Here is a 21,196-nt window from a genome sequence, read left to right as displayed (position 1 = left end):
ATTTAGAGATGGCTGTGCATCCCAACGTCGCCGATATCGCAGGCCCTTAATCATGGACACGATTGAGGCTTTGCGCCTCCTCGTGATCAATCAACCATCAGGAAGCCGACCACACGGCCAGTTCATAGCCATCCGGATCGATAAAGTGGAAGCGTCGGCCCCCGGGAACGCGAACACTTCACGGCTGATGGTCGCTCCTGTGGCCTTGAGCCTGAGTTGGGTAGCCTCAAGGTCATCCGCATACAAGATGATCAACGGGCCGCCCGGGCGCACAGGTTCGCCAGTCGTGAAGCCACCGGTCAGGCGACCGTCGCTGAATTCGGTATAGGTCGGGCCGTAGTCGACGAAACTCCAGCCGAACACGCTTGCATAGAAGGCTTTGCTGCGGGCGATGTCGCTGACATTGAACTCGATGTTATCGATCTGACGGTCTTTACCTTGAATGCCCATTGTCGCTTCCTTGGCTGATTTGGGAGTAAGCGAGCTTAGGCCATTTCTCTCTCACCGAGCTTGGAAAAATCGATCCGGACGGCAGGGGTTGAGGGCAGAGAAGGAACACAGCTGGCGCCGGTACCCGTGATACCTGAGGTATTGCGGGTGCAAAACGGCGCCATCTCTGCCACGTCTACACTTTAAAGCGTCCTACCAGCCTTTCCAGTTCATGACCCAGCCGTGCGAGTTCGGTACTTGAAGAAGCAGTTTCCTCGCAAGTGCTTGCCGTCTGCTCAGAGATGTCGCGAACGTTGATGACACTGCGGTTGATTTCCTCGGCGACTGCGCTTTGCTGCTCCGCTGCAGTGGCGATTTGCTGATTCATGGCTTGAATGATCGATACTTTACTCGTGATGTTTTCCAAGGCGCTTACCGCACGATGGGTAAATTCCACGCTGCTTTCGCTCAACAGCTGGCTGCTTTCCATGCCTGAGGCAACGGCATGAGTACCACTCTGTACACCGGCCACCAGACTTTCAATTTCTTCAGTGGAACGCTGGGTGCGTAAGGCAAGACTGCGCACCTCGTCTGCTACCACCGCAAAGCCACGGCCAGCCTCGCCGGCGCGTGCGGCTTCAATGGCCGCGTTCAGCGCCAGCAGATTGGTTTGCTGGGCCACCGCCTTTATCACATCGAGCACCCCGCCGATTTTTTCGCTTTGTTCCTGGAGATGGCGTACAGCATCAGCCGACTGATTGAGCTCTTCGGCCAAGCGCTTGATCTGCGCAATGGCCTCGCTCACGATTCGCTCTCCCTCATAGGCTTGCTGATCCGCGGCGGACGCGGCAGTTGAGGCCTCTTCAGCATTGCGAGCGACGTTTTGCACCGTTGCGGTCATTTCGCTCATCGCGGTGGCGACATGATCCGTTTCGTTTTTTTGATTATTGACGCCCGCATTGGTTTGCTCGGTGACCGCCGACAGCTGTTCGGCGGCACTGGCAACCTGAATGACGCCGGATCGAATGCCCTCGATCAGCTCATGAAGGTTGAGCATCATCTGCTGAAGACCTGATTGCAGCTGACCCAACTCATCACGCCGATTGACCTGCACGGGCTCACTCAAATCCCCCCTGGCAATACGATTCACGGCCTGTAGCGTGTACTGCAGTGGGTTAACGATTTGTTGGGTAATGATCCACGCTGCGAGTGCACCCAGTAGCAACGTCAAGGCAGCGACAAGACTCAGCAGAACCTTGGCAGACGCGGCGTCGGCATCGCGCTTGGTATTTTGCGAGTCAATGAGCTTTTGCGTCGTATCAAGCAACAGATCACCCAGTTGCCCCATACGTTTATAGATGGACACTTGGTCGGCATTGGGTTTGGCCAGATCAAGCAGCAGTTGTCCGTATTCTCTGACGGATGTGTTCTGTTGTTGAATCAGCTCTTGGTCAATCGGGGAAGTGAACTGGTCCCTGATGCTTTGCAGATGGGCTGCCAGATTGTCCAGAATTTTCTGCAGCGGTTGATAGGCATCTGGTTGAGGGTTTGCACCTAGACGTAAACGACTGATTCGCAGGTCTTTGGTGTAATCGCTGATTTGAGCAATTTTTTCGATTTTAACGCCGCGGTCGGTCAACGTCGCAATGGCGTACCAACCCGTGGAAGCGAGTAACAACGCAAGCCCTAGTACCAGGCCGAAGCCCAAGCTTAATTTCGCGCTGACACGGATGTTGCTGATCCAGTCAAACATAAAGACTCCATTTGTAACTCAGATGGATTGGAAATGGCGTCCTGAGTGTCGACCATGTACCTGAATGCTTTAGTTTTTAGAGTGGCAACCGAAGTGCTCTGGAGCACAACTCGTCCTCAAATGTAGAAAATATAGTGATATCCAGGGCTATTGGGCTAAAGCATGGCTGAAAGGATACAGCGCCCAGCCTGTCGGCGTTTCAAGAGTGGTCTATTTCGAAACTAAGGGGTAGTTTTCAAACACCAAAAAACTGTCTAGTTCTTTAGTCGAATGTTCACGATCGTTCAATTCTGGTGGACCCGCACCTATGTTGCGAGCACTGGAAACCGTACAGTGTGTAACGGAAGATTCAGATCTGGATGACTTGCTTTAGATAAAGAAACAGCCGGTCTTGGCAGGCTCTGTATCGGGCTTCGAGGCCCTCGACCTCCCACATCCGAGCAAGCCATACCTCATCACATGACGCGTCAATATCATTGACGGTGACGCTCCATACGGTCTGAGCGTGTTGCGTGGCCCGTAGTAGTTGCAACAACTCCTCAGTGATTGGAAGCGCTTTAGCCTTAACTCTTTTTAGCGACATCTAAACTATCCAGGATCAATTCAAGGTCGAGATTGTTTTTGCGTCGCGCACTATAAGGCTCAGTTCATGAAGGCTGTATTCGACTTATGGCTAGCAAGACAGCGCAGAAATAGACTGCTCTTGGCAGTAGTTATTCATTGGGTTTATGACGCTTTAATTACTGACTGCTTTATGGTGAGGGGTGGGTATGACGGGCCTGTATTCAAGGTCGGGTCGTCAACAAAACCTATTAATCTTTCACAAGAAGAGCTAGCAGCTATAGCGGGAATACCCCGAACTTACGTTAGTCAAATTGAACGCGAATTAAAGTACATCAACGATGCCCAGTCTAATGAACGAAAGGTTTTGGTCAACGCTTTCAGGAATTTGACGCTTCCTTGGCTGATTTGGGAGTAAGCGAACTTAGGCCATTCAACCCTCACCAAGCTTGGAAAAATCGATCCGGACGACAGGGGTTGAGGGCCGAGCAAGCCTTGTCGCCGACGATCTCTTCACTGGCAAGACGACCCACGATCGCGGCCAGGGTTACGCCGGGGTGCATGACGCACACGTATACACCGCCAACCTGCGGAAGATAACCAATGATGGGGATGTCATCGGCAGGCATTGGTCTGTATCCGACACGAGCCGATTGCAGATCCAGGGAGACAACGCCGTGAAGCTCGCTTTTTATGGCGTTGGCGGTGCGCAGCGCGATCTCCGACGGTTGGTTTTCCAAGGCGTCGTCCAGGTAGTCTTCGGCCGCCAGCAACGCACCCTCTGGGGTTTGCCTCACTTCCATTTCAGGGCTGGAGATGAGGCTGCGTACCAGGTTGGGTGGCGAGGTGTAGCGGATGAAAATTGCCGGGGAGGCGTCGATGGGCAGGCAGACTTCAAGCAGGTCGGCCAGCTTCGTGATGCCTGTGCCGGCTGCCAATACGACGATATCGGCTTCAATGACGCCCGTGGTGGTTTCAACGCCCCACACGCTGGAACCCTGGGTTTTAAAGCCGAGAACCGGCGTTTGAGTGAGCACTTTCGCGCCGTTGGCCTGGGCGCCGGCGATCAGCGCATGGGTTGCTGCTACGGCGTCCAGCGCTCCTTCTTCCGCCGCATACGAAGCTTGTTGAGGAGGATTCTTGAGGTTTGGCTCAAGTTCACGGATCTGTGATTGGGATATCCGGCTTGCCGACGCTGTTGAACTCGGGCCGTAAGATAGGGCGCCAGTCCAGCGGATCTTCAGGCCGGGCAGTTGCGTTTCGAGTCGGCGGTATTCCTGGATGGCAGCACCGCGCAATGGCGCAATGGGGTCGGGTTCGCCATGGGAGGTGTTGATCCAGGCGAATGAGCTGCCGGTCACGCCTGACGCGATGCCTTCGGCCTCGACCACCGTGACTTTCGCGCCTTTGGTCGCCAGATGGTAGGCCAGGGATGCGCCTACGATGCCCGCACCGATGACGATGACGCGTTTGCCGGGAGCGTTATCCATTCGGTCTCCGTCGGGTTTGCCTGGGGGAATACGTTAGCCCGGTTGGGTCTGCTTGCATCGATGTTGAATGTGCCACCGTCATCGCGAGCAAGCTCTGCTCCCACAGGGGTTCTTGGGTGTTTACGATCAAGCATTCACCACACCCAAGCAACAGGCCTTCAGTACCACCGCGCCTCGCCCGGCGGGCGTTTCTTGAAGCGTTTCATGCTCCACATGTACTGGCTCGGGTAGGCCCGTACGTAGCGCTCCACCACTTGGCTCATGGCGGCGCAGGCCGTTTCGGTGTCGGTGCTGTACATGGCCTCCGGCGCGGCTTCGAGGATGACTTTGTAGCCGGAGCCGTCCGGCAGGCGCAGGGCGTGGAGGAAGACGCCGACCGCTTTGCCGCCGGCGAGCATGTTCGGTACGAACTTGCTGGTCAGGGCCTGGGTGGCGAAGAAGGGCACGAAGATACCGGCGGATTCGGCCGGTTCCGGGTCGGCAGGGATGCCCACCTGGCCGCCCTTGCGCACTTCCTTGATGACGCTGAGGATGCCTTCCTTGGTGGATGCTGCGACTTTGTTGCCCAGTTGCACGCGCTGTTTGCGCAGCAATTCATCCACCGCCTTGAGCTTGGGCGGACGGTAGAAAATGATCGGTTTGCACTGGCTGCAATAGAAGTGGTTGAGCACTTCCCAGTTGCCCAAATGGCTGGTGATGCCGACCACGCCCTTGCCGGAGGCCAGCGCTTCTTTCAGCACCTCCAGGCCTTCGACTTCACGCACCAGGTCGATGGAGCGTTGGGCCGGCCAGATCCAGGCGCAGGCGCTTTCGGTCAGGGATTTGCCGATGTCCTTGAGGCTCTGGCCAACGAGGCGTTCGCGCTCGGCCGGGTCCATCTCGGGAAAACACTTGGCGAGGTTGATCCGCACCACGTCGCGGGAGCGGTTGGGCAGCTTCCACATGAACCAGCCAATGGCCGAGCCCACCGCTTGCACCGCCCGCCAGGGCAGCAGCGCAAACAACCGCAGAGCGCCGACCAGCAAGGCGCCTTTCAACTTATCCACAGGTCACTCCTGAATGTATGGGCCGTGTTGCGAGCCGGCTATTCTAACCGCCGTTTACCAACTCGGCGTAGCGGTCGCAATCCTGGGTGTGGTCCATGACCATGCCCGAGGCCTGCATCAGCGCATAACAAATGGTCGGTCCGACGAAAGTAAATCCAGCTTTCTTCAGGCCTTTGCTCATCGCCAGCGCCTCGGGCGTGATGGCCGGCACTTCGGTGCGGTCCTTGAAATGGTTGATGATGGGTTTGTCGCCCACGAACGACCAGAGGAACGTCACCGGGTCTTCCAACGCCAGCCAGGCCTGGGCGTTGCGGCGGGCGGCCTTGAGCTTGAGGCGGTTGCGGATGATGCCGGGGTCGAGCATCAGTTCATCGATTTCGGCGTCGCTCATCTGCGCTACCCGCTGTACATCGAAGCCGTACAGCACCTCCCGGTAACGCTCGCGTTTGCGCAAAACGGTGATCCAGGACAACCCGGCCTGGAACCCTTCGAGCAAAAGCAACTCGAACAAACCCTGCGCATCGCGCAGCGGCGTGCCCCACTCCTGATCGTGATAAGCCATGTACAACGGATCGTCAGAACACCAAAAGCAGCGTGGCATAAGGCTCCAGGGGGCGTGCGCACGAACGAATCGGGTATACTCCCGCTCTTTAAATCGCAGCCCAAGAAACAGGTGAATTTCGTGAGCCAGCCTACGCCAGCCGTGCGTACCTTCCAAGACTTGATCCTCGCCCTCCAGCAATACTGGGCCGAGCAAGGTTGCGTGGTACTTCAGCCCTACGATATGGAAGTAGGCGCCGGCACTTTCCACACTGCCACGTTTCTGCGTGCCATCGGCCCGGAAACCTGGAACGCCGCTTATGTGCAGCCCAGCCGCCGCCCGACTGACGGCCGCTACGGCGAAAACCCGAACCGTCTGCAGCACTACTATCAGTTCCAGGTCGTGCTGAAGCCGAACCCGGAAAACTTCCAGGAACTGTATCTGGGCTCGCTCAAGCACGTGGGCCTCGACCCGCTGGTGCATGACATTCGTTTCGTCGAAGACAACTGGGAATCGCCAACCCTGGGCGCCTGGGGCCTGGGCTGGGAAGTCTGGCTCAACGGCATGGAAGTGACCCAGTTCACCTACTTCCAGCAGGCGGGTGGCATCGAGTGCTACCCGGTCACCGGCGAAATCACCTACGGTCTGGAACGCTTGGCCATGTACCTGCAGGGCGTGGATTCGGTCTACGACCTGGTGTGGGCCGACGGCCCGTTCGGCAAAGTGACCTACGGCGACGTGTTCCACCAGAACGAAGTGGAACAGTCGACCTACAACTTCGAACACGCCAACGTCGAGAAGCTGTTCGAACTGTTCGATTTCTATGAAAGCGAAGCCAAGCGCCTGATCGAGCTGGACCAGCCGCTGCCGTTGCCGAGCTATGAAATGGTGTTGAAGGCGTCCCATACCTTCAACCTGCTGGATGCACGCCGGGCGATTTCCGTGACCGCGCGCCAGCAATACATCCTGCGTGTGCGCACCCTGGCGCGTTCCGTTGCGCAAGCCTACCTGCTGGCCCGTGCCAAGCTGGGCTTCCCGATGGCGACCCCGGACCTGCGTGATGAAGTGTTGGCTAAGCTGGAGGCTGCACAATGAGTGCTCAAGATTTTCTGGTTGAACTGGGCACCGAAGAACTGCCACCCAAAGCCCTGAACACCCTGGCCGATGCGTTCCTGGCCGGTATCGACAAAGGCCTGCAAGCCGCCGGCCTGGGCTACGAAGCCAAACAGGTGTACGCCGCGCCGCGCCGCCTGGCCGTGCTGATCACCGCACTGGCGACCCAGCAGCCGGACCGCAGCATCAACCTCGACGGCCCGCCACGCCAGGCCGCGTTCGATGCCGACGGCAACCCGACCCAAGCTGCCCTGGGCTTCGCCAAGAAGTGCGGCGTGGACCTGAGCGAAATCGACCAGAGCGGCCCGAAGCTGCGCTATAGCCAAAGCATCAAGGGCAAGCCGACCGCCAGCCTGTTGCCGACCATCGTCGAAGATTCCCTCAATGACTTGCCGATCCCCAAGCGCATGCGCTGGGCCGCGCGCAAGGAAGAGTTCGTGCGCCCGACCCAATGGCTGGTGATGTTGCTCGGTGACCAGGTCATCGACTGCACGATCCTGGCCCAGAAGGCCGGTCGCGATTCCCGCGGTCACCGCTTCCATCATCCACAGAGCGTGCGCATCACCTCGCCGGCCAACTACCTGGCCGACCTGCGTGCCGCCTACGTGCTGGCCGACGCCAACGAGCGCCGCGAGTTGATCAGCAAGCGCACCGAAGAGCTGGCCACCCTGCAGGAAGGCACCGCCATCGTGCCGGCCAACCTGCTGGACGAAGTGACCGCGCTGGTGGAATGGCCGGTGCCGCTGGTGTGCTCGTTCGAGGAACGTTTCCTTGAAGTGCCGCAGGAAGCCTTGATCACCACCATGCAGGACAACCAGAAGTACTTCTGCCTGCTGGACGCCGAAGGCAAGTTGCTGCCGCGCTTCATCACGGTCGCCAACATCGAAAGCAAGGACCCGCAGCAGATCATCGCCGGTAACGAAAAAGTCGTTCGCCCGCGCCTGACCGATGCCGAGTTCTTCTTCAAGCAAGACAAGAAGCAGCCCCTGGAAAGCTTCAACGAGCGCCTGCGCAACGTGGTGTTCCAGGAAAAACTCGGCAGCGTCTACGACAAGGCCGAGCGCGTGTCGAAACTGGCGGCGTTCATCGCTCCACGCATCGGCGGTGACGCCCAGCGCGCGGCCCGTGCCGGCATCCTGTCCAAGTGCGACCTGTCCACCGAGATGGTCGGTGAGTTCCCGGAGATGCAAGGCGTCGCCGGTTACTACTACGCCCTCAACGATGGCGAGCCGCAAGACGTGGCCCTGGCACTGAACGAGCAGTACATGCCGCGCGGTGCTGGCGCAGAGCTGCCGACCACCCTGACCGGTGCGGCCGTGGCGATCGCCGACAAGCTCGACACCCTGGTCGGCATCTTCGGTATCGGCATGCTGCCCACCGGCAGCAAAGACCCTTATGCCTTGCGTCGTGCGGCGCTGGGCGTGTTGCGGATCCTGATCGACAAGCAGTTGGACCTGGACCTGAACGACGCCGTGGCGTTCGCCGTCAACGCGTTCGGCAGCAAGGTCAAGTCTGCCGGCCTGGCCGATGCGGTGCTGGAATTTATCTTCGACCGCCTGCGTGCGCGTTATGAAGACGAAGGTGTCGAAGTCGCGACCTACCTGTCGGTGCGAGCCCTGAAACCAGGTTCGGCCCTGGACTTCGACCAGCGCGTACAAGCGGTGCAGGCGTTCCGCAAATTACCGGAAGCGGCAGCGCTGGCGTCGGTGAACAAGCGTGTGTCGAACCTGCTGAGCAAGGCCGAGCCTTCCGTCAAAGCCGTTGAAGCACGCTACTTTGATAATGCCGCCGAGTTTTCGCTCAACTCGGCGATTCAACAGGCGTATGCGTCGGTGCAACCGCTCATGGAAAAACGCGATTATGCCGAGGCACTGGCGCGCCTGGCGGCACTGCGCGAGCCGGTCGATGCGTTCTTTGAAGCCGTGATGGTGAATGCGGACAACGAAGACGTTCGCAAGAATCGTTATGCATTGCTGGCACGCCTGCGCAGCCTGTTCCTCAATATTGCCGATATTTCCGTGCTGGGTTGAGGAGCTGCTGTTGAAACTGCTGATTCTCGATCGGGACGGGGTGATCAATCACGACTCCGACGCTTACATCAAATCGGTGGAGGAGTGGTTGCCGCTACCCGGTTCGATCGAAGCCATCGCGCAGTTGAGCAAGGCCGGCTGGACGGTGGCGGTTGCCACCAACCAGTCGGGCATTGCCCGCGGTTATTATGACCTCGCCGTGCTCGAAGCCATGCACGAGCACCTGCGTGCATTGGTGGCGGAGCAGGGCGGGGAAGTCGGGCTGATCGTCTATTGCCCCCACGGGCCGGACGAAGGTTGCGATTGCCGCAAGCCCAAGCCGGGCATGTTGAAAACCATTGCCGCGCATTATGGCGTGGCGCTGGCGGGTGTGTGGTTCGTCGGCGACAGCCTCGGTGACCTGGAGGCGGCCAAGGCCGTCGATTGTCAGCCAGTTTTGGTAAAGACCGGGAAAGGCGAAAAGACTCTGGGCAAGACCCTACCGGTAGGCACCTTGATTTTTGACGACTTGGCGGCGATTGCCGCTGAACTTATCCACAATTAGAGCTCCCAAGACAACCTGATCAAGGATTGTTCGGGAAGCGCTTGAACAGGCGGGCATTGCCCGCAACGGTAAATGCCGCTATGTCGATATTGCAGGCCATCAGAGCCTTTCTCTTTTACCTGCTGTTGGGCACCAGTTCCTTGCTGTGGTGCTCCCTGAGTTTTTTCATCGCGCCTTTCTTGCCGTTCAAGGCGCGCTACCGTTTCATCAATGTGTACTGGTGCCGCTGCGCGCTGTGGTTGAGCAAGGTGTTTCTTGGCATCAGCTATGAAATCAAAGGTGCCGAGAACGTGCCTGACCGGCCCTGCGTGATCCAATCCAACCACCAGAGCACCTGGGAGACGTTCTTTCTCTCGGCCTATTTCGAACCGTTGAGCCAAGTGCTCAAGCGTGAACTGTTGTTCGTGCCGTTCTTCGGCTGGGCCATGGCGATGCTGCGCCCGATCGCCATCGATCGCGACAACCCCAAGGCGGCCCTCAAGCAGGTCGCGAAGAAGGGCGACGAACTGCTCAAAGATAACGTTTGGGTGCTGATCTTCCCCGAGGGCACCCGTGTTCCTTATGGAACTGTCGGCAAATTCTCCCGCAGCGGTTCGGCATTGGCCGTGAACGCCGATCTTCCCGTGCTGCCGATTGCACACAATGCCGGCAAATTCTGGCCCAAGGCTGGCTGGATCAGGAAACCGGGCGTCATCACCGTGGTGATTGGCGCGCCGATGTATGCCGAAGGCACTGGGCCCCGTGCCATCGCCGAGCTCAATGACCGCGTACAAGCCTGGAATGAACAGACACAACGGGAAATGGGCTCGCTGCCTCCGACCCCGACAACACCGGCCACCTCCGACCAGCTCGCTGTTTGAGATCTGTGGATAACCTGTGTACCGTTTTTTCGAAATCCGTTGCTTTTATTCTGTAGGTCTATGTTTTTAATACATATTTCCTAAACACATAAAACCCGCGGTTAGGTGCATAAGTTTTTTATAGCACCAAAAGATCGCGGCCTTCGGCAGCTCCTACAGCCGAAGGCCGCGATCTTTTCAATCTGCCAATAACGGAAAGCGCAGGCTAAACGTCGTGCCTTTACCCACCACGCTACGGCACTCGATTTTCCCCTCGTGATGGTCAACCACGGCCTTGACCATCGACAGCCCCAAGCCAATTCCATCGACCCCGTGAGCCGAGGAAAACCGTCGGTACTGACTGAACAGGTCGGGTAGTTCTTCGGCGCTGATGCCTTTGCCCTGGTCGGCGACATTGCAGATCAACCAGCCCGGGGTGCAATAAACCTGCAGCGAAATGCAGGCGTCGGGCGCGCTGTACTTGATGGCATTTTCCAGCAGATTGAACAGAGCACGGGTCAGCAACGGTTGATCCGCCCTCACCATCGCCTCTTCATCCGCTATTTCATGAATCAACTGGATGCGTTTTGCCTGGGCGATGGGCAGCGCCTGGTCGAGTACATCCAGCACCAGCATGGCGAACAGCGTCGGCTGGAATTGATACGCCTCGGATTCGGCCTTGGCCAATTGCACGAAGCCCTCGGTCAGGTCCAGGGCGCGACGTACCTGGCGCTCGATCTGGTCGAACAGCGGATTGTCCCCACCGACCTGATGCCGTTGCACATCGAGCAATGCAAGGATCGCCGAGTGCGGGGCGCGCAAGTCGTGGGAGAGAAAACGCAGCATGACGCTGCGCTGTTCTTCAGCCTCACGTTCGGCGCTCAGGTCCGTGAGGCTCAACAACCAGCCAATCGGCGCGTCGCCATCAACCGGCAACAACGCCGCCCGTTCCAGGCGCAAGCTGCGCTCGCGAATGTCGCGAAACTCCACCAAGGGCAATGTGGATAACCGGTGATGGGCCCCATGCTCCAACCCTGGATAACCCAATTGCCCGAGATGCTCCAGCACGTCGCCGCCCGCCAGGCCATGACCGAACAGCTCGCGCGCCTTGCGATTGCCAAGCAACAGCTTGCCTTGAGGATCACTGATCATGGTCGCCACCGGCAGGTATTCCAGGCCATCGGCAATGAAACGCCGGGTGTCGCGGGTTCGACTCATGGCTTGTTCCAGGGCCATGATCTGACCCTGCAAGCGGTCGCTGCCGGTGTAGGAGGCGCGGCGACGTTCCGGGAAAACCTTGGGCTCCGCGTCCAGGCGTGCCAGCTCCCAGCCGAAATAGGCCAGCACCACGCTCAGGCGCCGCCAATTCCAGATCAGGTAGCCGAACATGATGCCCAGCACACTTGCCATGGGCGACCACCACCAGCCTCGCGCGCCCAGCATGGCACTGATCAACAGGGCCAGGCTCATGCCGCCCACTGTTGTCCACAGGGCCAGGCGCGGGCGCAACAGCAACAAGCCCAATACACAGGCCACCAAACACACCGACAACAACACAGCGCCTGGATGGTTACCCGTCGATTGGCTGCTCAGTGACAGCAAGGCCGTCAGCGGCAACAGCAACAGACTTATCCACAGCCACTCCCGCACCAACTGACGAAACAACCGCTGGACCTGGGTTGGCTCACGACTTTCACGCCGACGTTGGTTACTCATAGGCCTCCTGGCCAAACTCAAGAACTGGGGATTTTTTCACAGGCCTGCAAAGCCCACGACTATAACGGGACTCGATGGGTGGCGCGCTGCTGCCTTTCCCTCTGTGCCGCGAGCCGGTATTGTCGCAGCCAGCGACAGGTCAATGACAACAAATCAGCCTCGGCTGCGTTTCATTGCCACCTGAAGATGTCCGTTACTCTCGAGATCAAGGAATCGCATTCCATGCGTGTCGCCATACTGGACGATGAACCGGCCGAGCTGCGCCGGGTAGAACAGACCCTGCAACAAATCCCCGGCAGGGGCGAGCAAGGCTGGACCCTGCACAGCTTTGAGCGAGGCGAGGACTTGTTGCGGCAACTGCGCCGGGAAACCTTCGACCTGTTGATCCTCGACTGGCAATTGCCCGACATCAGCGGGCTTTCATTGCTGCGCTGGACCCGCGAGCACATGGATTCGCCACCGGCCGCCATCATGCTGACCAGCCGCGACGGCGAGCACGACATCGTCCAGGCCCTCAACGCCGGCGCCGACGACTATGTGAGCAAACCCTTCCGGCCCAACGAGCTCAAGGCCCGGGTCACCGCTGTGCTGCGCCGTCACAACCTGCAGCGCGCGCCCGCCAGCGACGTGCTGGTGTTCAACGACCTGGCGTTCGACGACGCCGAGCTGACCATCACCCGCGCCGGCATTCCCATCAGCCTGACCGAGCGGGAATACCGCCTGGCCCGGTGCCTGTTCGCCAACCTGGGCCGGCCGCTGTCTCGGGAGTATTTCTACGAACGCTTCTGGACCCACGAGGAAATGACCTCGTCCCGCCCGCTCGACACCCATATCTATCGCCTGCGCAACAAGCTCGGCCTGACGGCAGATCGGGGTTGGCAATTGCTGACTATTTATGGGTATGGGTATCGGTTGGAGAGTGTGGCTGCGGGAAGCGAAGCGTCTGTCGCGAGTTAGCAAAAAAGGCCAACGCATGAACGTTGGCCTTTTTCGTTGGAGCGGATGAACCCAGGGTGATCAGCTCACCTGGCCATCTGTAGCCCTTTTCCTGCCTTGGCGATCCGACGGCGCTGCACCAGCAACCCGGACGCGACGACCAGTACGCTGAGCAGACCGGTCGCGAGGATTTCCACGCGGTGGGCTTCCTGGAACAGCATGATGGTCAAGGCTCCCACGATGAAGACGATCACCGCGTAGGTCAGGCCGGGGAACAGCCACATGCTGAAGGCGACTTTTTCACCACGCGCCATGCGTTGTTTGCGCATGCGCAGTTGCGAAATCGCGATGACCAGATACACCAGCAACGCAATGGCGCCGGAGCTGGCCAGCAGGAATTCGAACACGGCGGCCGGAGCCACATAGTTGGCGAACACGGCGAGGAAGGCCGCCCCGGTCGACAGCATCACCGCCCAGTAAGGCGTACCGCTCTTGTTGGTGCGCTGGGAAACGGCCGGCGCATCACCACGCTTGCCCAACGAGAACATCATCCGCGAAGCCGTATACAGCGCCGAGTTCAGGCAGCTCGTGACCGCCACCAGGACGACGATATCGACGATCAGTTTGGCATTGGGGATGCCCATGCGCTCCAGCACCGTCTGGTAGGAACCGACGCTGGCCAGGATCGGATCGTTCCACGGCACCAGGGCGACGACGATGAAGATGGAGACGAGATAGAACAAGCCAATCCGCCAGATGACCGAGTTGGTCGCCTTGGAAATCTGCTGGCCCGGGTTCTTCGATTCGGCCGCCGCAATGGTCACGATCTCGGTGCCCATGAACGAAAACATGGTGGTCAGGATTGCCCCCAACACCGCGCCCATACCGTTGGGCAGGAAGCCCTGGGTGTCGAACAGGTGCGAAACACCGCTGACCTGGCTGGTGGGCAGCAAGCCGAAGATCGCCATCACACCCAGGCCAATGAAGCCGATGATCGCCACCACCTTGACCAGGGCGAACCAGAATTCGAATTCCCCGTAATTCTTCACGCTGAACAGGTTGGTGACCGTCAGCAGCAGGGTGATGACCAAGGTGAAGGCCCAGATTGCCACGTTCGGAAACCAGGCATGCAGGATCGTCGCGGCGGCGTTGGCCTCCAGCGGAATCACCAGGACCCAGAACCACCAGTAGAGCCAGCCGATGGTGAAACCGGCCCAATGACCAATCGCACGGTCAGCATAGGTCGAGAAGGAACCGGTGTCCGGCGATGCCACCGCCATTTCACCCAGCATCCGCATCACCAGTACCACCAGGGCACCCGCGGCAGCGTAAGCCAGCAGCACGGCTGGACCGGCCGCTGCGATAGCGTGGCCGGAGCCAACGAAAAGGCCAGCGCCGATGACGCCAGCGATGGATAGCATCGTCACATGCCGGGGTTTGAGCCCTTGCTCCAGATGATTGGAAGTTTGCGTACCGCTCATTGAGACTACCCTTGGAATTGGATTTATTCGTGTCACCTCGTACCCACCGCTCCCCTGTCAATTTAAAGAAACGATGTGTAATTTATTTAACACGCAAGTTCTACGCCAGAAAATCTGAGGGCCCGTTATCCGGGGCTCTCAATCAATTCCTAACCTATTGAGCGTGAAGGCTTTGTGCCAAGGTGTTACCGAGTTACACCACTTATTACCCACAGGCCTGAAAACGGTGCATGTTTTTCAAACGTAAAAAAAAGCCAACGCATAAGCGTTGGCTTTTTTGGAGCGGTGCTGCTGAAGGGATCAGAAATCCAGGTTGGATACCGCCAACGCATTGCTCTCGATGAAGTCACGACGAGGCTCGACCGCATCACCCATCAGGGTGTTGAAGATCTGGTCCGCGCCAATGGCGTCTTCGATGGTGACTTTCAGCATCCGGCGCGAGCCTGGATCCATGGTGGTTTCCCACAGCTGATCCGGGTTCATCTCGCCAAGACCTTTGTATCGCTGGATGGTGTGGCGCTTGGTGCTTTCGGCCATCAGCCACTCAAGGGCTTCCTTGAACTCGGTCACGGCCTTCTTGCGTTCACCACGTTGGATGTACGCACCTTCGTCCAGCAGCGTGCTCAGTTGCGCGCCGAGGGATACGACGGTCTTGTAGTCGTTGCTGCCGAAGAAGTCGCGGTTGAAGGTGACGTAGTTCGACAGGCCGTGGGAGATCAGTTCGACCTCCGGCAGCCAGACGTTACGTTCACGGTCTTCACGCAGGCTGGCTTTGTAGACCAGGCCGGATTTCTCGACAGTGCGCAAGCGCACTTCGTACTGGGCCAGCCAATCCTGCATCGCTGCGTGATCGGACAGTTGCTCCAGGCTCACGGCTGGCAGGTAGATGAAGTGCTCGGTCAGTTCCTGTGGGTACAGGCGCGACAGACGCTTGAGGGTCTTCATCACCAGGCGGAAGTCATTCACCAGGCGCTCAAGGGCTTCACCGGAAATGCCTGGGGCATCTTCGTTCAGGTGCAGGCTCGCGTCTTCCAGGGCCGACTGCGTCATGTACTCTTCCATGGCGTCGTCGTCTTTGATGTATTGCTCTTGCTTGCCTTTCTTGACCTTGTACAGCGGCGGCTGGGCGATGTAGATGTAGCCGCGCTCGATCAACTCCGGCAACTGACGGAAGAAGAATGTCAGCAGCAGCGTACGGATGTGCGAACCGTCGACGTCAGCATCGGTCATGATGATGATGTTGTGATAGCGCAGCTTGTCGATGTTGTACTCTTCGCGGCCAATACCGCAGCCCAACGCCGTGATCAAGGTGCCGACTTCCTGGGAGGAAATCATCTTGTCGAAGCGCGCCTTCTCGACGTTCAGGATCTTGCCCTTGAGCGGCAGGATGGCCTGGGTGCGGCGGTTGCGACCCTGCTTGGCGGAACCGCCAGCAGAGTCACCTTCCACCAGATACAGCTCGGACAGGGCAGGGTCCTTTTCCTGGCAGTCGGCCAGTTTGCCCGGCAAGCCGGCGATGTCCAGCGCGCCTTTGCGGCGGGTCATCTCACGGGCCTTGCGCGCCGCTTCACGGGCACGGGCGGCGTCGATCATCTTGCCGACCACCAGCTTGGCTTCGTTCGGGTTTTCCAGCAGGAAGTCGGAGAAGTACTTGCCCATCTCCTGTTCAACTGCGGTCTTCACTTCGGAAGACACCAGCTTGTCCTTGGTCTGGGAGCTGAACTTCGGATCCGGCACCTTCACCGAGATAATCGCGGTCAGGCCTTCACGGGCATCGTCACCGGTGGTGGCGACTTTATGCTTCTTCGCCAGGCCTTCCTGTTCGATGTAGTTGTTCAAGTTGCGGGTCAGCGCCGAACGGAAGCCCACCAGGTGGGTGCCGCCGTCGCGCTGCGGGATGTTGTTGGTGAAGCACAACAGGTTCTCGTTGAAGCTGTCGTTCCACTGCAGGGCGATTTCCACGCCGATGCCGTCTTCACGCTGGACGTTGAAATGGAACACCTGGTTGACCGGGGTCTTGTTGGTGTTCAGGTACTCAACGAACGCACGCAGGCCGCCTTCGTACTTGAACAGCTCTTCCTTGCCGCTGCGCTCGTCCTTGAGGACGATGCCGACACCGGAGTTGAGGAAGGACAGTTCACGAATCCGCTTGGCCAGGATGTCCCAGCTGAAGTGGATGTTCTTGAAGGTTTCGCTCGAAGCCTTGAAGTGGATCTGGGTGCCTGTGCTTTCGCTGTCGCCAACGATCGCCATCGGTGCCTGGGGCACGCCGTGGATGTAGGTCTGCTCCCAGATCTTGCCGCTGCGGCGAACGGTCAGGACCAGTTGTTCGGACAGCGCGTTCACTACCGATACACCTACGCCGTGCAGACCGCCGGATACCTTGTAGGAGTTGTCGTCGAACTTACCGCCTGCGTGGAGGACGGTCATGATGACCTCGGCGGCGGAAACGCCTTCCTCTTTATGCACGTCTACCGGGATGCCACGGCCGTTGTCGCGAACGGTGATGGACTCATCCGGGTGGATGATGATGCTGATGTCGTCGCAATGGCCGGCGAGGGCTTCGTCGATGGAGTTGTCGACCACCTCGAACACCATGTGGTGCAGGCCGCTACCATCGTCGGTGTCACCAATGTACATACCGGGACGTTTGCGTACGGCATCCAGGCCTTTCAGCACTTTAATGCTCGTTGAGTCGTACGTATTTTCTTCGCTCAATGCCTTCACTCCCGATGGTCGTGGGTCTGGGTGATACGGCCCTGTTCCACGTGGAACAGAGCGACTGGCGTTTCCGTCTGCCAGCCTTCCCTCAATAATTCGTGGTCTACACAGGTGATGAACACCTGGCAGCGTAAGTCTTCCAGCAAGCGGCATAGCGCGCGGCGGTGGGCTTCGTCCAGCTCGGACGGCAAGTCATCCACCAGATAAATACACTGACCACGGCGGGCCTGGCTGACCAGATGCCCCTGGGCTATGCGCAAGGCACACACCACCAACTTCTGCTGCCCCCGGGACAAGATGTCCGCGGCGTTATGTGCGCCCAATCTGAGACGCAAGTCAGCACGTTGTGGTCCGGCCTGGGTATGGCCCATCTGCTGGTCCCGCTGCAGCGAGCCAGCCAACACGGTGCTCAGTTCCCGGTCCTTGTCCCAGCCTCGGTAATAGCTGAGCGTCAGGCCCTCAAGCTCAACCAGCTCGCTCAAGGTCTGCTCGAAGACCGGTTTCAAGGCTTTGATGTAAGCGCGGCGGTATTCATCGATTTCAGCGCTGGCCTGGCACAGTTCCCTGTCCCAAACCGCTTGCGAAACGGCGTCAAGTGTACCATGTCGCAGCCAAGAGTTTCGCTGGCGCAGCGCCTTCTGCAGGCGTTGCCAAGTCGTCATGAAACGCGGTTCCACGTGGAACACGCCCCAATCGAGAAATTGCCGACGAATCTTCGGTGCCCCCTCCAACAGACGGAAGCTGTCCGGGTTGATCAACTGCAATGGCAGGATCTCGGCCAGCTGTGCCGCGCTACGGGCGTTCTGCCCATCGATGCGGATCTGGAACTCGCCTTGCCGGTCCCGCGATATCCCCAGGGCACTATGGCCGCCTTCTGCCAGTTCCACCTGCCCGAACACGGTGCATGCCAGTTGATCGTACTGGATGACTGGTAATAGGCGGGTGCTGCGAAACGAACGGGCAAGCCCGAGCAGGTGCACGGCTTCCAGGACGCTGGTTTTGCCGCTGCCGTTGGCGCCGTAAAGGATATTGATGCGGGGGGAGGGGGAGAAGGTCACCGGGTGCAGATTGCGCACCGCGGTGACCGAGACGCGACTTAAGGACATCTAGCTTCTGCTGGGCATGATTACAGACGCATCGGCATGACAACGTAAGCCGAATCGTCGTTATCGGACTCTTGCACCAGCGCACTGCTGTTGGAGTCGGACAGGATCAGACGCACTTGCTCGGTGGTCATCACGCCAAGCACGTCGAGCAGGTAGCTGACGTTGAAGCCGATTTCCAGGGAGCCGCCGTTGTACTCAACGCCTACTTCTTCTTCCGCTTCTTCCTGCTCCGGGTTGTTCGCCTGGATCTTCAGCTGACCATTGGCCAGTTGCAGGCGGATGCCACGGTACTTCTCGTTGGAGAGAATCGCGGTACGGCTGAAAGCTTCGCGCAGCGCCTGGCGATCGCCCAGGACCAGCTTGTCGCCACCTTTTGGCAGCACGCGCTCGTAGTCAGGGAATTTGCCGTCTACCAGCTTCGACGTGAAGGTGAACTCGCCGGTGGTGGCGCGGATGTGGTGCTGGCCCAGCACGATGCTGACGTTGCCGTCCGGCTCGGTCAGCAGGCGGGCCAACTCTAGGATACCTTTGCGCGGCACGATCACCTGGTGGCGATCCGGCTGACCAATATCGGCCTGCATCGAGCACATGGCCAGGCGGTGGCCGTCGGTGGCGACGGCGCGGATGACGCCAGCCGACACTTCCAGGAGCATGCCGTTGAGGTAATAACGCACGTCCTGCTGGGCCATGGCGAAACTGGTGCGTTCGATCAGGCGACGCAATTTGCTCTGGTCCAGGCTGCAGGTCAGCGAACCCGGGCCTTCTTCCACAGTCGGGAAATCGTTGGCTGGCAGCGTGGACAAGGTGAAACGGCTGCGACCGGCCTTGACCACGAGCTTCTGCTCATCGACCTTGATGTCGATCAGCGCGTCGTTGGGCAGGCTCTTGCAGATGTCCATCAGCTTGCGCGCCGGCACGGTGATGGAACCCGGATCGGCCGGTTCTTCAAGTTGCACACGACCGACCAGCTCGACTTCCAGGTCGGTACCGGTCAGCGACAGTTGCTGGCCTTCGACAACCAGCAGCACGTTGGAAAGTACCGGCAAGGTCTGGCGGCGTTCGACGACGCCTGCGACCAGTTGCAGGGGTTTCAACAGGGCTTCGCGTTGAATGGTGAAATGCATGGTCTAGTCCCTTGCCTTAATAAGCTGCGCTGGTGGTCATCAAGTGGTCAGTGTACGCAGCAGGTTCTTGTAGTCCTCGCGGATGTCCGCGTCGGATTCCTTAAGTTCGTTGATCTTGCGGCAGGCGTGCAGCACGGTGGTGTGGTCGCGTCCGCCAAACACATCGCCGATTTCCGGCAGGCTGTGGTTGGTCAGTTCCTTGGACAGGGCCATCGCCACCTGACGCGGACGTGCTACCGAACGCGAACGGCGTTTGGACAGCAGGTCGGAAATCTTGATTTTGTAGTATTCCGCAACGGTTCGCTGAATGTTATCCACAGAAACCAATTTGTCCTGAAGTGCCAACAGATCCTTCAAGGATTCGCGAATCAACTCGATGGTAATGTCGCGACCCATGAAGTGCGAGTGAGCGATCACCCGCTTGAGGGCACCTTCGAGCTCACGCACGTTGGAGCGAATACGCTGAGCGATGAAGAACGCGGCGTCGTGAGGCAGCTCGACCTTGGCCTGGTCGGCTTTCTTCATCAGGATCGCGACCCGGGTTTCCAGCTCGGGCGGCTCGACGGCCACCGTCAAGCCCCAGCCGAAACGCGACTTGAGGCGTTCTTCAAGGCCTTCGATTTCTTTCGGGTAGCGGTCACTGGTGAGAATGACCTGCTGCCCGCCTTCAAGCAACGCGTTGAAGGTGTGGAAAAACTCTTCCTGGGAACGCTCCTTGCGGGCGAAGAACTGAATATCGTCGATCAGCAAGGCGTCCACCGAACGGTAGAAACGCTTGAACTCGTTGATCGCGTTCAGCTGCAGCGCCTTGACCATGTCGGCCACGAAACGCTCGGAATGCAGGTACACGACCTTGGCATTCGGGTTCTTCTTTAATAGATGGTTGCCCACCGCGTGCATCAAGTGGGTCTTACCCAAGCCTACGCCACCATAAAGGAACAGCGGGTTGTAGCCGTGCTTGGGATTATCCGCGACCTGCCAGGCTGCCGCGCGGGCCAGTTGGTTGGATTTACCTTCGACGAAATTCTCGAAGGTAAAGGTCCGGTTCAGGTAGCTGGTGTGCTTGAGCGCACCTTCGACCTGGACGGTGCGCTGTTCGGCCCGCACTGGCGCCTGCTGGGAGCTGGCACCGGCCATCGGGTCGAAGCTGTCCCGGGAGGGTTCTTCGCTGACCTCGGCGACCTTTTGTGCGTTGCGTTTGCTCGGGGCGGGCGCGGGTGCCGGGGCAGCATGGTTGTTAACCGGTGCCGTTGCAGCCTGCTGGGCCTGTGACGCCGCGGCGGCCAGCGGCGCGTTGGGTGCGGCGCGCGGTGCCGAGCTGCGCTTGCTGCCTATTAATAAGGACAACGCAGGCGCCATGCCATTGCCATGCTCGTCGAGCAGTTCCATGACCCGGCCCAGGTACTTTTCGTTGACCCAGTCGAGAACGAAACGGTTCGGTGCATAGACACGCAACTCGTCGCCTTCGGCTTCGACCTGTAGTGGACGGATCCAAGTGTTGAATTGTTGGGCAGGCAGCTCATCGCGCAAAAGCTCCACGCACTGCTGCCAAAGTTCCACTGACACGGATATCCCCTAAGTTGAAAGCCGGTGAGGCAAAAACAAGCGGCCATTGTAGCGATCAGACGCCCACTTATCCACATGCAGCTTGCTGATCGCCCATGATTTATCAATGCGTTAACTGCAAGAAAGACGACGAGCGGTCGGTGGATAAGCTCTGTGGATAACCGGGTCTGAGGTCGTTGCACAAGTGGGGGCGAAAGTCG

The 21,196-nt window shown here is 58.9% G+C and carries 15 protein-coding genes and 1 pseudogene; 5 read left to right on the top strand and 11 right to left on the bottom strand.

Translation table 11 applies throughout. From position 1 onward, the window contains the following. Positions 1-97 precede the first annotated feature (97 nt). The 5 genes and pseudogenes from KI235_RS00085 to KI235_RS00060 form a co-directional block, all read right to left on the bottom strand. Positions 98-450 (bottom strand): annotated as a pseudogene (locus KI235_RS00085) (VOC family protein). Between the two features lie 175 nt (positions 451-625). Further along, positions 626-2,182 (bottom strand): methyl-accepting chemotaxis protein, encoded by a 1,557-nt coding sequence (locus KI235_RS00080; protein ID WP_028237747.1) that lies wholly within the window; start codon positions 2,180-2,182, stop codon positions 626-628. A 1,001-nt stretch (positions 2,183-3,183) separates the two neighbouring features. Next, positions 3,184-4,233: an FAD-binding oxidoreductase gene (locus tag KI235_RS00070; protein WP_003196171.1), complete on the bottom strand. Its 1,050-nt coding sequence runs from the start codon at positions 4,231-4,233 to the stop codon at positions 3,184-3,186. A 158-nt stretch (positions 4,234-4,391) separates the two neighbouring features. After that, positions 4,392-5,279 carry a lysophospholipid acyltransferase gene (locus tag KI235_RS00065; protein WP_003196168.1) on the bottom strand — a complete coding sequence of 296 codons (888 nt, stop codon included), beginning with the start codon at positions 5,277-5,279 and terminating at the stop codon, positions 4,392-4,394. A 43-nt stretch (positions 5,280-5,322) separates the two neighbouring features. After that, complete coding sequence (locus KI235_RS00060; protein WP_003196165.1) at positions 5,323-5,880, bottom strand: DNA-3-methyladenine glycosylase I; 558 nt, start codon at positions 5,878-5,880, stop codon at positions 5,323-5,325. Between the two features lie 81 nt (positions 5,881-5,961). Here KI235_RS00060 and glyQ point away from each other — a divergent pair, with 81 nt between their 5' ends. From glyQ to KI235_RS00040, 4 genes are all read left to right on the top strand, one after another. After that, a complete protein-coding gene (gene glyQ, locus KI235_RS00055) occupies positions 5,962-6,915 on the top strand; it encodes a glycine--tRNA ligase subunit alpha (RefSeq protein ID WP_003177094.1) in 954 nt (317 codons plus the stop codon). Next, positions 6,912-8,963, top strand: a complete 2,052-nt coding sequence (gene glyS, locus KI235_RS00050; protein WP_003196162.1) for a glycine--tRNA ligase subunit beta — start codon at positions 6,912-6,914, stop codon at positions 8,961-8,963. The genes glyQ and glyS overlap by 4 nt, the downstream gene beginning before the upstream one ends. Before the next feature lie 4 nt (positions 8,964-8,967). Next, complete coding sequence (gene gmhB, locus KI235_RS00045) at positions 8,968-9,507, top strand: D-glycero-beta-D-manno-heptose 1,7-bisphosphate 7-phosphatase (protein WP_161796653.1); 540 nt, start codon at positions 8,968-8,970, stop codon at positions 9,505-9,507. Positions 9,508-9,587: 80 nt separating this feature from the next. Beyond that, on the top strand, positions 9,588-10,367 hold the full coding sequence (locus KI235_RS00040; RefSeq protein WP_003196158.1) for a lysophospholipid acyltransferase family protein: 780 nt from the start codon (positions 9,588-9,590) through the stop codon (positions 10,365-10,367). A 177-nt stretch (positions 10,368-10,544) separates the two neighbouring features. On the opposite strand, the gene KI235_RS00035 is transcribed toward KI235_RS00040, so the two are convergent. Continuing rightward, on the bottom strand, positions 10,545-12,062 hold the full coding sequence (locus KI235_RS00035; RefSeq protein ID WP_013691937.1) for a PAS domain-containing sensor histidine kinase: 1,518 nt from the start codon (positions 12,060-12,062) through the stop codon (positions 10,545-10,547). A 222-nt stretch (positions 12,063-12,284) separates the two neighbouring features. On the opposite strand from KI235_RS00035, the gene KI235_RS00030 reads away from it, so the two are divergent. Continuing rightward, positions 12,285-13,019, top strand: coding sequence for a response regulator transcription factor (locus KI235_RS00030; RefSeq protein WP_003196155.1), 735 nt, complete (start codon positions 12,285-12,287; stop codon positions 13,017-13,019). Positions 13,020-13,084: 65 nt separating this feature from the next. Here the strand turns inward: KI235_RS00030 and gabP are convergent, their stop codons facing one another. The 5 genes from gabP to dnaA form a co-directional block, all read right to left on the bottom strand. Next, positions 13,085-14,479 carry a GABA permease gene (gene gabP, locus KI235_RS00025; protein ID WP_013691936.1) on the bottom strand — a complete coding sequence of 465 codons (1,395 nt, stop codon included), beginning with the start codon at positions 14,477-14,479 and terminating at the stop codon, positions 13,085-13,087. Between the two features lie 300 nt (positions 14,480-14,779). Then, a complete protein-coding gene (gyrB, locus tag KI235_RS00020) occupies positions 14,780-17,197 on the bottom strand; it encodes a DNA topoisomerase (ATP-hydrolyzing) subunit B (RefSeq protein ID WP_027912872.1) in 2,418 nt (805 codons plus the stop codon). A 5-nt stretch (positions 17,198-17,202) separates the two neighbouring features. After that, complete coding sequence (recF, locus tag KI235_RS00015; protein ID WP_003196148.1) at positions 17,203-18,306, bottom strand: DNA replication/repair protein RecF; 1,104 nt, start codon at positions 18,304-18,306, stop codon at positions 17,203-17,205. Between the two features lie 20 nt (positions 18,307-18,326). After that, positions 18,327-19,430, bottom strand: coding sequence for a DNA polymerase III subunit beta (gene dnaN / locus KI235_RS00010; RefSeq protein WP_003196145.1), 1,104 nt, complete (start codon positions 19,428-19,430; stop codon positions 18,327-18,329). Between the two features lie 39 nt (positions 19,431-19,469). After that, entirely contained in the window at positions 19,470-20,996 is a 1,527-nt protein-coding gene (gene dnaA, locus KI235_RS00005) for a chromosomal replication initiator protein DnaA (RefSeq protein WP_003196144.1), read from the bottom strand. Between the last annotated feature and the right edge of the window lie 200 nt (positions 20,997-21,196).

It is taken from the genome of Pseudomonas sp. St386 (genome assembly GCF_018325865.1).
Lineage (GTDB): Bacteria > Pseudomonadota > Gammaproteobacteria > Pseudomonadales > Pseudomonadaceae > Aquipseudomonas > Aquipseudomonas brassicacearum.
This window is presented reverse-complemented; position numbering and strand designations above follow the sequence as displayed.

What these genes read in the sequence shown, in the direction of transcription:
- KI235_RS00080 (WP_028237747.1), bottom strand. Translation starts at nt 2,182, where the DNA reads ATGTTTGACTGGATCAGCAACATCCGTGTCAGCGCGAAATTAAGCTTG.
- KI235_RS00070 (WP_003196171.1), bottom strand. Translation starts at nt 4,233, where the DNA reads ATGGATAACGCTCCCGGCAAACGCGTCATCGTCATCGGTGCGGGCATC.
- KI235_RS00060 (WP_003196165.1), bottom strand. Translation starts at nt 5,880, where the DNA reads ATGCCACGCTGCTTTTGGTGTTCTGACGATCCGTTGTACATGGCTTAT.
- glyS (WP_003196162.1), top strand. Translation starts at nt 6,912, where the DNA reads ATGAGTGCTCAAGATTTTCTGGTTGAACTGGGCACCGAAGAACTGCCA.
- KI235_RS00040 (WP_003196158.1), top strand. Translation starts at nt 9,588, where the DNA reads ATGTCGATATTGCAGGCCATCAGAGCCTTTCTCTTTTACCTGCTGTTG.
- KI235_RS00035 (WP_013691937.1), bottom strand. Translation starts at nt 12,062, where the DNA reads ATGAGTAACCAACGTCGGCGTGAAAGTCGTGAGCCAACCCAGGTCCAG.
- KI235_RS00030 (WP_003196155.1), top strand. Translation starts at nt 12,285, where the DNA reads ATGCGTGTCGCCATACTGGACGATGAACCGGCCGAGCTGCGCCGGGTA.
- gabP (WP_013691936.1), bottom strand. Translation starts at nt 14,479, where the DNA reads ATGAGCGGTACGCAAACTTCCAATCATCTGGAGCAAGGGCTCAAACCC.
- recF (WP_003196148.1), bottom strand. Translation starts at nt 18,306, where the DNA reads ATGTCCTTAAGTCGCGTCTCGGTCACCGCGGTGCGCAATCTGCACCCG.
- dnaN (WP_003196145.1), bottom strand. Translation starts at nt 19,430, where the DNA reads ATGCATTTCACCATTCAACGCGAAGCCCTGTTGAAACCCCTGCAACTG.